This window comes from Actinomyces sp. 432, assembly GCF_009930875.1.
Classification (GTDB): domain Bacteria; phylum Actinomycetota; class Actinomycetes; order Actinomycetales; family Actinomycetaceae; genus Actinomyces.
In genome coordinates this window covers 1044160-1057824 of the sequence record NZ_CP025249.1, presented here as the reverse complement: position 1 = coordinate 1057824, position 13665 = coordinate 1044160, and the positions used below count along the sequence as shown (strand labels likewise).

Annotated in this window: 6 protein-coding genes and 1 pseudogene; 2 read left to right on the top strand and 5 right to left on the bottom strand. The window is 67.4% G+C overall.

Annotated elements, in window-relative coordinates; genetic code table 11:
* Positions 1-128 precede the first annotated feature (128 nt).
* Positions 129-1832, bottom strand: coding sequence for a glycoside hydrolase family 13 protein (locus tag CWT12_RS04335; RefSeq protein WP_161923845.1), 1704 nt, complete (start codon positions 1830-1832; stop codon positions 129-131).
* A gap of 244 nt (positions 1833-2076) precedes the next feature.
* Between CWT12_RS04335 and CWT12_RS04330 the strand changes: the two genes are divergently transcribed.
* Together CWT12_RS04330 and CWT12_RS04325 are read left to right on the top strand one after the other, a co-directional pair.
* Positions 2077-3705, top strand: a complete 1629-nt coding sequence (locus CWT12_RS04330) for an MDR family MFS transporter (protein WP_237564307.1) — start codon at positions 2077-2079, stop codon at positions 3703-3705.
* Positions 3706-3765: 60 nt separating this feature from the next.
* Complete coding sequence (locus CWT12_RS04325) at positions 3766-6222, top strand: glycoside hydrolase family 3 protein (protein ID WP_161923844.1); 2457 nt, start codon at positions 3766-3768, stop codon at positions 6220-6222.
* Positions 6223-6324: 102 nt separating this feature from the next.
* Here the strand turns inward: CWT12_RS04325 and CWT12_RS14510 are convergent, their stop codons facing one another.
* From CWT12_RS14510 to CWT12_RS04310, 4 genes and pseudogenes are all read right to left on the bottom strand, one after another.
* Positions 6325-6663: a CPBP family intramembrane glutamic endopeptidase gene (locus CWT12_RS14510; protein WP_337247907.1), complete on the bottom strand. Its 339-nt coding sequence runs from the start codon at positions 6661-6663 to the stop codon at positions 6325-6327.
* Positions 6650-7894 carry an alpha-amylase family protein gene (locus CWT12_RS04320; RefSeq protein WP_161923843.1) on the bottom strand — a complete coding sequence of 415 codons (1245 nt, stop codon included), beginning with the start codon at positions 7892-7894 and terminating at the stop codon, positions 6650-6652. The genes CWT12_RS14510 and CWT12_RS04320 overlap by 14 nt, the downstream gene beginning before the upstream one ends.
* A 163-nt stretch (positions 7895-8057) precedes the next feature.
* Positions 8058-10936 (bottom strand): annotated as a pseudogene (locus tag CWT12_RS04315) (UvrD-helicase domain-containing protein).
* A gap of 990 nt (positions 10937-11926) precedes the next feature.
* A complete protein-coding gene (locus CWT12_RS04310; RefSeq protein ID WP_161923842.1) occupies positions 11927-12496 on the bottom strand; it encodes a hypothetical protein in 570 nt (189 codons plus the stop codon).
* Positions 12497-13665 lie beyond the last annotated feature (1169 nt).

Below are 13665 nucleotides of genomic sequence, written 5' to 3'. Positions count from 1 at the left end.
CCGGGGAACCGCATCCCGAATGAGAGCGGGCAGGCCGAATACGAGGCTTATCGAGCGCTACTCCGGATTAACCGAACCGGGGCACCTGTGGCGTGGCCTGACGGACCGTTCGTCAGCGCGGAGGCCGCTCAGGCAGCCAGCCACAGGGCCGCGTTAGCGGGAACGGTGATGGCGTCGAGGCGCCCGCCCGTCTGCCCGTCCCAAGACTGCACCAGTACGGTGCCCGCCCGCGGCAATCGGACTTCTTCATCTCCCATGTTGATCGCAACTATGACCTCACCGTTGCGGAATGCGAGCACCTGCTCGGGCAGGCCCGCCACCCATTCGACCCCGCCTCTCCCCAGCTGCCATTCACGCCTGGCGGCGATGGCACGCCGGTACATGGCCAGGGTGGAGTCGGGATCAGCCGCCTGTACGGCCGGGGCGTAGGCGCCCCAGCCCTCCGGCTGCGGGAGCCAGGTCCGTCCGGTGGCGTTGAAGCCGCAGGCGGGTCCATCGGCGGCCCAGGGCAGCGGCACACGACAGCCGTCGCGCCCACGCGTGCGCTTGCCGGTGCGCAGCCAGGCCGGGTCCTGGCGGCAGGCATCTTCCATGGTGGTGTGCTCGGGCAGGCCCAGCTCCTCCCCCTGGAACATGTACATGCTTCCGGGCAGACCGAGGGCGAACAGCGTGGCGGCGCGGGCCTTGCGCAGCCCCAGGGCGATGTCCGGCTGCGGATCCTCGGCGCCGATACCGTCGTCCGGCTCCCTCCCCGGGGGAAATCCGAAGCGGGTGGCGTGGCGGACGACGTCGTGATTGGACAGTACCCAGGTGGTTGGCGCGCCCACGGCGGCGTTGGCGGCCATTGAGGTGTCGATGACGCGGCGCAGGTCAGCGGCACGCCAGGGGGACTTGAGGTGGTTGAAGTTGAAGGCCTGACTCATCTCGTCCTCGCGGACGTACTTGGCCATCTGCTCGGGCGGATCCACCCAGGCCTCTGCCACCAGCAGAATGTCCGGGCGTATGCCGCTGAGCACGCTGCGCCAGTCACGGTAGATGTCGTGTACGCCGGGCTGGTCGAACATGGGACCGTTGTCAGCGGTCTTAGGCCGCTCATCGCCGACGGGGGCACCGCGCCAGCGGTCCTCCCCCAGAGCGTCGTCGGGCAGGCCGGGAGCCTTGACCAGGCCGTGGGCGACATCCACGCGGAAGCCATCCACCCCGCGCCCAGCCCAGAAACGCAGGAATTCACGGAACATCCCGCGTACATCGGGATGGTCCCAGTTAAAGTCGGGCTGCTCGGCGGCGAACAGGTGCAGGTACCACCAGCCGCGGTCCTCCCTCCGGCCGGTAAGCGGCTCGACCCGAGACCATGCCGGGCCGCCAAACAGGCTGCCCCAGTTATTCGGCGGCCCGTCCGGGTTGTGGCGGAAGATATAACGCTCGCGCTCCGGCGAGCCGGGGCCCGCCTGCAGCGCGGCACGGAACCAGGCGTGCTGGTCAGAGGAGTGGTTGGGCACCAGGTCGATGACAACCCTGATGCCGACGGCGCTAGCAGCGGCCACCATATCGTCGAAGTCATCCAGCGTCCCGTACTCGGGGGCCACGCCGAAGTAGTCGGCCACGTCGTAGCCGGCGTCAACCTGCGGAGATGGGTAGAAGGGCGACAGCCAGATTGCATCCACCCCCAGCGCGGCCAGGTGGTCCATATGCGAGGTGACGCCGGGCAGGTCACCGAGGCCGTCGCCGTCGGAGTCGGCGAAGGAGCGCGGATAGATCTGGTAGATGACGGCGTCGCGCCACCAGGCGTCCTGGTCAGTGCGCACAGTCACGAGCGGAGCAAGAAAGGTCATGAGGTCTTCTGGTCGTGGAACGGGGCTAGTCCGGGAGCAACCGTTCCCGGGGGCGCAGGTGGATGGTACATAGTCCGATCACCAGCTCCGCGCTTGGCGGCGCCGGTGCACTTGGGGTGCCCAATACCTCTCCGCGGGCATTTCCCAGCGATCCCGTCCGTTTGGCAAAATTTGTTGCGCGACGCGCCGTTCCCGGCTCCGGACCGCTCCCCACTTGGCGCGCCGTGAGGAGAGACGCGAGGTTATGAGCAATACCCCCACGCAAGACGCACATGTGAGCCCGCAGCCGGGCTCGCAGGGGATCTCCGGCACCGTCGCGGGCATGACCTTCCGCCCCGACCGGCGATTCTGGGTCGTGTACATCTGCCTAATGATGGTTCAGTTCCTCACCGCGATGTACCACACGGTGATCGCCACAGCGCTGCCAACCGTCATCGGCGACCTGGGCGGCGTGGCGCACATGTCCTGGGCCATCACCGCCTACACGCTCGGACAGACGCTGGCCATGCCGATCAACGGCAAGCTCGGCGACCTGGTGGGTCGCAAGCAGCTCTACCTGCTGGCCATCGCACTGTTCGTCGGCGGCTCGGCCCTGTGCGGCCTGGCGGCCGACATGTTCTCCTTTACTATCTTCCGCTTCGTGCAGGGGCTGGGAGGTGGCGGCCTGATGATCTGCTCCCAGGCCATCACCGGCGACATCATCCCGCCGCGTGTACGCGGCACCTACATGGCACCCATGGGCGCCATGTTCGGCATTGCCGCCATCCTGGGCCCGCTTCTGGGGGGATGGCTCTCGGACTGGCTGGGCTGGCGCTGGATCTTCTGGTTCTTCCTGCCCTTTGGTCTGTTCGCCTGGGTGGCGGTGGCCATCGCGCTGCGCATGCCGCGGCGCGTCGGCAGCTTCAGCGTCGACTGGGCCGGGCTGACACTGACCAGCATCGGCGCCGCGGGGATCGTGCTCATCGCCACCTGGGGCGGGACCACGTACGCCTGGAACAACCCGGTGATGGTCGGGCTGATCTGCGTCACCGTGGCTGCCTGGGCCGCCGCCGTCCCGGTGGAGAGACGAGCCACCGACCCGATCCTGCCGCTGCAGGTGCTGACCAATCACACCTTCGTCATCGCCACCGTCGTCTCGGTGCTCATGGCCGCCTGCATGTTCGGCATGAACGGTTACCTGCCAACCTACCTGCAGATGGTCCACGGAGTCTCTGCCACCGTGTCTGGCCTGCTGCTTGTGCCGGGCAGCATCGGAATGTTCACCGGATCGCTGTTGTCGGGCACGCTGGTTACCCGCACCGGGCGCTACAAGCCCTTCCCGATCGTGGGCTCGCTGGTGGCCGCGGCCGGAATGGCCATGCTGGGTCTGCTACCCGCCGACGCCCACGTGGCCTGGACCGGCGTGGCGGTGTTCATACTGGAAATCGGCATCGGGATGTTCCTGCAGCTCAGCGTCCTCGTCATCCAGAATGCGCTGCCCGCCAGCATGCTCGGCACCGCCACCTCCACCAACAACTTCTTCCGGGAGATCGGGGTCTCGATCGGCAACACGGTGGTTGGGGTGCTGTTCACCAGCCGACTGACCGCCTCCCTGCTCTCCCTCGGCCTCGACTCACAGGCAGCCGCCTCAATCACTCCGGCGATTGCCCGGAACCTGAACGCCGCCACGGGCGCCGCAGTGGTGGACGCCTACCATCACGCGCTGGCTCCCGTGCTGCTGGCGCTGGCCCCGATGCTGCTGCTAGCGGCTGCAGTCGCCGCCCTGTTCAGGCCGATCCCGCTGTCGACCAAGACCGGTCTGGAGCAGCTCGAGGAGGAGCTCGCCGCAGACGGTACCGATAATGCCCGACACACCGACGGCGCGAACGGCTAGGCTTGACCTGACACCGCTGTCCCACACGACCTGCATGTACTTTTACGGAGACGATCAGCCATGACCACCAACACCACCAGCGAGGTCGCCCAGAACCTGAACACCTCCGCTGCCGCCGACCACGACTCCGACCGCTACTATGACCCCCGCCTGGCCGAGCTGGCCCGCAGGGCCGCCGCCGAGGGCACCGTCCTGCTCACCAACGACGGCGTGCTGCCCCTGTCCCCTGCCGAGCCGGTAGCGGTTTTCGGGCGTGTGCAAATCGACTGGTTCGCCGTCGGCTATGGCTCCGGCGGTGACGTCAACCCCGTATACACCACCAATCTGCTCGGCAGCCTGGTTGAGCGCGGAGTCAGCGTCGACGCGGAGCTGGCCTCCACCTACCGGCAGTGGTGCAACGCGCAGGAGCCGCCCACCGAGGAGTGGGGCAATTGGCCGCGCTTCTACCCGGAGATGGAGGCGGGCCAGGAGCTGGTCGCTGCGGCCGCCTCCCGGGCCCGCACCGCCGTCGTCGTGATCGGCAGGGCCGCGGGTGAGGACCGGGAGAATGTGCTAGAGCCGGGCGGCTACTACCTCACTGACACCGAACGCACCCTGCTGGAGCGCGTCACCGGGCACTTCGAGAGCACGGTGGTGATTGTCAACTCCGGCAATGTCATGGACCTGTCCTGGGCCGAGGAACTGGGTGTGTCCGCCCTGCTGCTGGCCTGGCCCGGCGGTATGGAGGGCGGCCGTGCGGTCGCCGACGTGCTCACCGGGGCCACGGAGCCGGGCGGGCGCCTGACCGACACCATCGCCCGCACCTACACGGACTACCCGTCGGCTGCGAACTTCGGGAATGAGGAGTTCAACAACTACGCCGAGGACGTGTTCGTCGGCTACCGCTACTTCGAGACCTTCGCCCCCGAGAAGGTGCTGTTCCCCTTCGGGCACGGCCTGGGCTACACCTCTTTCGCACTGTCCGGAGCCCGCCTGGAGGACGCCTCCCCCACCCGCGATGGCGACGTCACCGTACGCGTGCAGGTGCAGAATAGCGGTCCGCGCCCCGGGTCGACCGTAATTCAGGCCTACCGGGGCGCGCCCGCCGAGGCGGCGCTGCCGCGCCCGTCCCGGGAACTGGTCGCCTTCACCCGCACCGGCATGATTGCCCCGGGCGAGGCCCTGGAGGTGACGCTCTCCTTCCCGCGCGAGCGCCTGGCCGCTTTCGACGACGACGGCCGGACCGGTCACGCCCACGCCTGGGTGGTGGAGGCGGGCACCTACCCGGTGCACGTGGGCACCTCGGTGCGGCAGACCATCGAGGTCGGCGCCGTAGTCGTGGAGGAGACCGAGGTGGTCGAGCAGCTACAGGAGGCGCTCGCCCCCTCCCCCGACGCTCCCTTCGACCGCATGACTGTGACACGCGACGCGGACGGCCGGGTGCAGATCGGCTGGGAGGCCGTCCCCACGACCACCGTCGATCTGCGCGAGCGCATCCTGGCGCGCCTGCCACAGGCCATTGCGCCCACGGGCGACGTCGGCATCCGGTTCGCGGACGTGGTAGCCGGGCGCGCCACCATGGAGGACTTCGTGGCTCAGCTGGGTGTGGAGGACCTGGCGCAGCTGGCCTACGGGGATGTGGAGATGAACTCCCCGCTGGGCGCACCCGGCAATGCCGGCGCCTTCGGCGGGCTGACCGAGCACCTGCGAGAACTCGGTATTCCCCCGGTAATCACCACCGACGGCCCATCCGGGATCCGCGTGTCCGCCTACGCCAGCCTGCTGCCCTGCGGCACCGCCCTGGCCTCCACCTGGGATGCACCACTGCTGGAGGAGCTGGCCGCCCTGCACGGGCAGGAGATGCTCCGCAAGGGCTCGGACGTGCTGCTGGCGCCGGGCATGAATATCCACCGCGACCCGCTGTGCGGGCGCAACTTCGAGTACTACTCGGAAGACCCGCTGCTGACCGGGCTGGCGGCGGCCGCCGTCGTGCGCGGCATCCAGTCACAGGGGGTGTCGGCCTGCCCCAAGCACTTCGCGGCCAACAACCAGGAGACCAACCGCATCTACAACGACTCGCGCGTGTCCGTGCGGGCGCTGCGGGAGATCTACCTGCGCGGCTTCCGCATCTGTGTGCAGGAGTCGGACCCGCTCAACATCATGACCTCTTACAACAAGGTCAATGGCCAGTGGGCCCACTACAACTACGACCTGGTCACCACCATCCTGCGCGGCGAGTGGGACTACCAGGGCAATGTGATGACCGACTGGTGGATGCGCTACGCGCCGGACCCGCTCTTCCCGCAGCTGAAGGACTCCGCCACCCGGGTGCGCGCGGGCGTGGACGTGCTCATGCCCGGCGGCGTCACCTGGTCATCCACCCGTGCGGACGGCCATGACGACGCCGTACTGGCTGGATACTCCCCGGACGACGCCAGCGGCGAGCACCTCACTCTTGGTGAACTGCAGCAAACGGCGCTGCACGTGCTGCGCATGGCGGCCACCACGCCCGCCGCGCGGGCGGCTGCCGAAGCCTGAGCCGGGCTGAGGTGTCCAAATCGATGACAAACGGGGTTGGAGGCAACAGCAGCCGCTAACAAAACGTTGGAATCGTGCGGGCGCTGCATCGGCTCTCACGGGTTATGGACGGTGTTTGTCATCGATTTGGACACTCCGTCCCAACAGGCACCGGGACCGGCATGCCAGCCGCCCCTCCTCAGCCCGACACCCACCGGCCGGAAAAGCCGCTAACCCCTCTGCGCTACGGCGCTGAGTCTTTGCGCCTGCGCGCGGGCGGCGCAGCAGCCCACGGCGGCGCGTGACCAGGTAGCAGGCGCCCAGCAGGATGCCCACCTCTAGCATGATCGCCACGGCGCCGAAAGCACTCGCCTCCGGGTTGGTGATATGCGCCGCTCCGAAAAATACCGCGGTCAGTGCCAGTGCCCGCCCCGTACCAAGCCATTGCTCATGCCTGTTCACCAACCCGCAGCACCTGCCCGTCGGGGGCGGTCACCACGGCTCCCGGAGTTGGTTCCAGGCGCAGCTCGACGGCGAGGCGCTGCCCGCCGGGGCCCACCGTCTCGTAGCTGTAGGCGCGGTTGTCGAGGTGACGGGTCACGGTGGTGGCCGTGGTCAGCCACGGGTTACGACGGCGCAGCGCAATCAGGTCCTGGTGCAGGCACAGCATCGGCGCGCCCAGGGCTGAGAGCTGTTCAGGGCCGGAGGGGAAGACCGGACGCACCTCATCGTCGCCGCCGAGGCGCTCGGTTTTCTCGCCACGGAAGGCCTGCTCATCCCCGTAGTAGATCGACGGGATGCCGCCGACTGTCAACAGCAGCACCACCGCCAGGGCGGCCTTGGCGTCACCGATCTTGCTGGCGATGCGGGTGACGTCGTGGTTGCCGACGAAGGTCAGGGGCGTGAAGGCGGCAAGCAGCTCGTTGTGCCGCTTAAGGCACCAGTCGAGCTCGAAGAAGTTCTCATCCAGCAGTGAGCTCCAGATCGCCTTCCACAGCTCGTACTGGGTCACCGAGTTCATGCCGGAGCGGGCCACGATGTCCGCATAGTCTCCGTGGATCACCTCGCCCATGAACCAGGCCTCGGGGAATTCCTCGCGCACGCGCGGCAGCACCCGGGCCCAGAACTCCGGAGGCACTGCGTAGGCGGCGTCCAGCCGCCAGGCCATGGCCCCGCGGCGCAGCCAGTGGCGCATCACGTCGGTCACCAGCTCGACTACGGCGTCAGAGTCGTGGTTGAGGGCGGCCAAGCCGCGGTGCCCCTCGAAGTCCTGGTGCACCACGCCGGCGTCGGTGTGCTCCAGGCGGAACAGTTCCTGGGACGCCGCGTCCTCGGCCAGGGCGGCACGGAAGCGGGGGTGGCCGGTGCCGACGTGGTTGAACACGCCGTCGAGCATGACGTTGATGCCGCGCCGCCGGCAGGCGGCGATCAGCCGGTCGAAGGCGGCGTCATCCCCTAGGCGCGGGTCGATGGAGTAAAAGTCGACCGTGTCATAGCCGTGGGTCTCGGAGGTGAAGATCGGCCCCAGGGCCAGGCCGTTGGCTCCCAGCTCGATCAGGTAGTCCAGCCACGGCTCCAGGGCGTCCAGACGCGGGGTGAGTGCCCGCTCGGCCTGCGTGGGCCGGATCGGCGCGCCGGTGAAGCCTAGCGGGTAGACGTGCCACCAGATGCAGGAATCACTCCATGAGGCCACAGATACTCCTAAGTGGGGCTCCAGCTCGGATCTGTCTCAGCACCGAATCCGCCGGGGAGTTCTCGCCACGGCCGTGCTCCGGGTGAACCTGATCACCCTAGCATCACGGCCCTGCGCCAGAGGTTCCGCCGGGCGGCATGTCACCGGACGGGAGGACCGCCGCTTAGACCTTTTCGACGGGTGCCAGGCGCAGCACTAGGCGCTTGGTCGCCCGGGCCCCGTCGATCATGAACTCCACGCGGGCGACCGTGGAGCGGCCTGTGCCCTCGATAGCGATGACGCTGCCCTCCCCGTAGGTCTTGTGACGTACCCGGTCCCCGGCCCGCAACCCGGCCACGGCCGCGGGCAGGGCGGCCTCCGCGGACTCCGCCCCGGACTGGGACGTGCCCAGGCGCACCGGCTTGCCGCGCGCCGCCAGGCGCTTGGCACGTCGGGCCTCTGCCCGGTCCTTGGGAGTCTCCACCCGCCCCAGCTTGCCGGTGCGGGTGCGGCGGCCGGAGCCAATGGCGGGGGCGAAGTCGCCGTCGTCGTCGTGGGCCTCCTCGCTGCCGAGCCCGTTACCGCGGCGCGTACCGAAGCCGCCCTCGTCCCAGGAGGCGCCCCAGCCGGTGCCGCCGCCGCGCAGGGCATCCATGGAGGAGGCGATGCGCTTCCACTCGATCGTGTCTTCGGGGACGTCGTCGAGGAAGCGGGAGGGGGGCATGGCGGTGGCACTGCCCCAGGCGGAGCGCACCGCGGCACGGGTCAGGTACAGGCGCTCACGGGCGCGGGTAACGGCCACGTAGGCCAGGCGCCGCTCCTCAGCCAGCTCAGTCTCCTCCGCCAGTGAGCGCGAGTGCGGGAAGGTGCCGTCCTCCAGTCCGGTTACGAATACGACCGGGAACTCCAGCCCCTTGGCGGTGTGCACTGTCATCAAGGTGACCTGCCCCTGCTCGCGGGCCTGGGCCTCGGCCTGGTCGGCGGCATCGGCGCTCGGGGGCAGCTGGTCGGAGTCGGCCACCAGCGACACCCGCTCGAGGAAGTCGGCAAGCGTGCCGTCGGGGTTTGCGGCCTGGAAGTCGGAGGCGACGGCGTGCAGCTCGGCCAGGTTCTCCACGCGGCTGGCGTCCTGCGGGTCGTCGCTGGCGCGCAGCTCCGCCAGGTAGCCGGAGGCGTCCAGGGCGGCGTCGAGGATGTCGGCCACGCCGTCGCCAGCGTCGCGGCCGTGCCGCAGGGAGGTGAGCAGCTCGTGGAAGCCCGTCACCTGCCGGGTGGCGCGCGTGGTCAGCCCGACGACTACGGGCGGCTCCGTGCCCTCGCCCTCCCCGGGCGGGGGGCGCTGGCGGCGTCGGCCACGGCGGTGCCGAAGGAGACGGCGTAGCGGGCGGCGTGCTCGGCCAGGGCGGCCTCCGCCTTGTCTCCCAGGCCGCGTTTGGGGACGTTCAGGACGCGGCGGATGGAGACGTCGTCGTCGGGGTTGTCGACGGCGCGCAGGTAGGCGATGGCGTCCTTGATCTCGCGCCGCTCGTAGAAGCGGGTGCCGCCGACCACCTTGTAGGGCTGGCCGGAGCGGACGAAGGCCTCCTCCAGCGCCCGGGACTGGGCGTTGGTGCGGTAGAAGATGGCGACGTCACGGGGGCGGATACCGCACTCGTCAGCCAGGCGGTCGATTTCGGAGCTGATCCAGCGCGCCTCGTCGTGCTCAGAGTCGGCCACGTAGCCGATGATCTTGGGGCCGTCGCCGGAGGCGGTCCACAGGTTCTTCTCCCGCCGCCCGGTGTTGCGGGCGATCACGGAGTTGGCGGCGGACAGGATGTTCTGGGTGGAGCGGTAGTTCTGCTCCAGCAGGATCGTGCGCGCACTGGGGTAGTCCTGCTCGAACTCCTCGATGTTGCGGATGGTTGCGCCGCGGAAGGCGTAGATGGACTGGTCGGAGTCGCCGACCACGGTCAGCTCACCCGGCGGGAAGGGCGAGCCGGCGCCGGAGGTGCCGGGCCCGCCCACAAGCTCGCGCACCAGCACGTACTGGGCGTGGTTGGTGTCCTGGTACTCGTCGACTAGCACGTGGCGGAAGCGGCGCCGGTACATCTCCGCCACCGCCGGCTTGGCCTGCAGCAGCTGGACCGTGCGCATGATCAGGTCGTCGAAGTCCAGTGCGTTGGCGGCCCGCAGGCGCCGCGCGTAGGCGCTGTAGACCTCGGTCAGGTGCCGTTCGAAGGGGTTGGAGGTCACGGCGCGCTCGGCGAACTCCTCCGGTGTGATCAGCTCGTTCTTCAGATCCGAGATGCGGGCGGCGAAGGTCTTGGGGGTGAAACGCTTGGGGTCGATGCCGAGCTCGCGCACGATCAGGGTGATCAGGCGGGTGGAGTCGGCGGCGTCGTAGATGGAGAACGTGGAGCGCAGCCCGGCGGCCTCGTGCTCGCGGCGCAGGATGCGCACGCAGGCGGAGTGGAAGGTGGACACCCACATGCGCTCCCCCGCCGGCCCGACCAGGCCGGCCACGCGCTCGCGCATTTCTGCGGCGGCCTTGTTGGTGAAGGTGATGGCCAGGATCTCGCCGGGGCGGGCCCGGCCGGTGGCCAGCAGGTAGGCGATGCGGTGGGTCAGTACCCGGGTCTTGCCACTGCCGGCGCCGGCGATGATCAGCAACGGGGAGCCGGCGTGCGTGACTGCCTGCTCCTGGGCAGGGTTGAGGCCGGTGAGCAGGCCCGCCGGGTCGGTGGTGATGCCGTAGCCGCGCAGGGCGCCGGGGCCAGCCGTCCGGTTCGCTGCGCCCTCGGCGTCGACGCCGGCGCGGGTCCGGGCGGCCACGGCGTTGGCCTGAGCGCGGGCGACAAGAGCCGAGACCTCCGCCTGGCGCTCCTCCCAGGTGGGGGCGACGGCGGCCGCGTCGGCGGCGGACGGGACGGAGGTCTCCTCCGCGGGGTCGTAGGCGGCCAGGTCCTCCTCGTCCGGAGGCTCGACGGCGGCCCAGCTCTCGTCATCCCAGCCGGCGCCGGCCGGGTCGAGCGAGGGCAGGGCGGCCTCCGGCGGAGGCGTGGTCTCCGAGCCGGAACCGGGCATGGGCAGTGCACCGAAGAGGGAGTTCATCGCGTCGTTCATCTCGGGGCCAAGCCTAGACGGTCGACTCGAGACGGCGCGCACCGCGGCGGCTCCCAGCCTCCGCTTCCCGCCCAACGCGGCTCTTCCGGTTCATGGGTGTGGTGGTTGAGTCGGGCTGAAGCGTCTGTTGCGCCGGTTGGGCGTTAACAACGCTACTTAACGGTCTACTGTATGCCCCACAGCCCTTCAGCAGACCGTTAACAGGCGTTGTTAACCCCGAAGTGGCGTTGCAGATGAACCCACCTCCGGACGCCGGGGCTGCCGACAGACGAGTGCGGCGTGGTGAACCGGCAGGCTCACCGGATCCCTCACCCCGCAACACGCCAGCCGCCACACCCACAAGCACGAAGAGCCAGCCCGGATCGCCTGGTCGGTTGTTCCAGGACGCGGGTTGTCCGCGTCCTGGAGGTGTATCCCGCGTCGGCGACGACCGCCCCGCCAACGGCGAGAGCGCCCCCGCCCGACTAACGACGTCCCCGCCCACCCGACAACGACCTGCGCCGGTCGAGCACGACCTCGTCAGCCTGAACATGTCCATATCAGCCCGAAACCTACCTCATCACCCCCACGCCGCAGCCCCCGGCCGGAACCACCACACCCTCAAACCGGAAGAGCCCGGAGCGTCTCGGGCAGGTCCTAGAGCCAATGCTTGAAGGCATGCTTGGACCGGCCCTCGACCATAACCACACGAACGACCACCGAAACACACGAATCATCATCCCACGCCCGGTCCACCACATGCAGATCGCCGGGTGCGCCGTGACCGATTCTCGAAATCGATGACGAACGAACGGACCGACCGACATTAAAATTGCGAGCCGTTGAAGTGACGACGTTTCACAACACGCCGCTCGCCGCGAGATCAATATTTGCCACCGATCCACACCCCCCGCTGGAGCTGAGATAGACAGAATTAGCAACACGGGCACGCACACCTACAACCAAAGCCCCCTATGGCGCTTCAAGCGGGACTTGCTGCACCCGTACCGGCCCACTCAAGCGCACAGCGATTTCACGACTATGACCGCTGTCACCAGGCGAGACCAAAGACATAAAGGTAAATACTGGCGACCCGATAACAGTCATCAACCCAATTACAGTAATTGCAAAATGAGACTCATCGCGCGTCAAACGCGAATACAGCCAAGTAATAATTACCCGAGCAGCAACAACGACAACCGCAGGCCAAGGCGCGCCTGCAGCCTGCCACAACAGCAGCGTGGCACAGCTAAGAATTACAAGAAGCCTTTCCGTGGAAACACCCTCAACCGACCAAAGTAACGCAACGAGTACCAAAACAACAAACGCCAGAGCGCCGAGAACATAAGCTCGCCCAGCAACCCAACTCGCAACTTCCGAAACACGCAACGCAGAAAATCCGGCCCACTCCAACACATCAGACGCAATAGTCAACACAGGACGCTGGACACAAAAACACGCCACAACCAACAAATGCGGCAATTGCCACAACAACCGCCTTCCAATATTGCCCTCTAACACCTGCTTAAGCAGCGAAGACACCGTAACTGCCCCCACAATACATCACACCTTTGGTGCACATCTGACTACATTCAGCAATCAGTTAAACAAAAATGCACCCTTAAGTCAAGACTATCGTTATGTTATTCGCACGACAACGCTAGGCACAGGTGGTGAGTCTCGTTGTGTGGTGGCAATTCGCGCGGGGGTCCCTCCAGCGGCGTCGTAGGCGCTGCGGGTGGGGCATCGTGGGAGCCCAGATTCTCGACCAAGATTCACTAGGAAGATCCACCCACGACGCCCCACCAGCAAGCCTGCCGTATCCATGCTGATCGCGGAAGTCCTTGCGGACCCCGACCTGGCCACGATGATGTGTTCCGCCGTCTGCTTCAGGTCGGCCTGCAAGAGCTGTGGACGCCGAGGCAGCCACTTCGACGATTTCTTTGGCCTGTAGGAGGCCTTGGAGCGGGCGACGGGCCGCTCCGTAGACCTAGTGACCACAGATTCTCTTCGTAACCCCTACTTCCGGGAGTCGGTTCTGGCCACGGCAGAGGACCTATATGTGCGGTGACAACGCGGCTTACCTATGGGATGCGGCCGAGGCCGCTACGCAGAAGGCGCCGACGCTGCTACCACAGAATGAGGCGTTATTACCCTCTGATGGAGCCATCGACTGAGATTGGCTACGAGGAGCGGCTCGGGCTTTGGAGAATACCTAACTTCCGCCTGGGGAGACTACGCCACTCCCCGTAACTGTCCGAGATCGGCATAAACGCCGCCGCTCGGCGGCATCGCAGCCGACGAAAGCGCGGAATATCAACGATCTGCCAGGTAACACTCGCCGTCTCAGAGTCCTTTATGCCGATCTCGGACATTTCCCACCGCCGTCCGTAGCCGGGTCAGTTCACCGCGCCGGGGTTGACTGCCTGTGCCTTCCAAGGGCCGACGGTGGGGCCATCTGCTACGCCATTTCGGGGTTAACAACGCCTGTTAACGGTCTGCTGAAGGGCTCTGAGGTATACAGCTAAACGTTAAGTAGCGTTGTTAACGCCCAACCGGCGTAGCTGACAGCCTCTTCCTGTTTTCGGGTGCGGAGGGATGGCGGGACAACATGTGGGTAGGATGCCGGGCTGTCTGCAGGCGTGCTGGAAACAACCGGCTTGCCATCGGCCCGCAAATCGCTGTGGATTGTGACGGAGAGTGTCACCAGT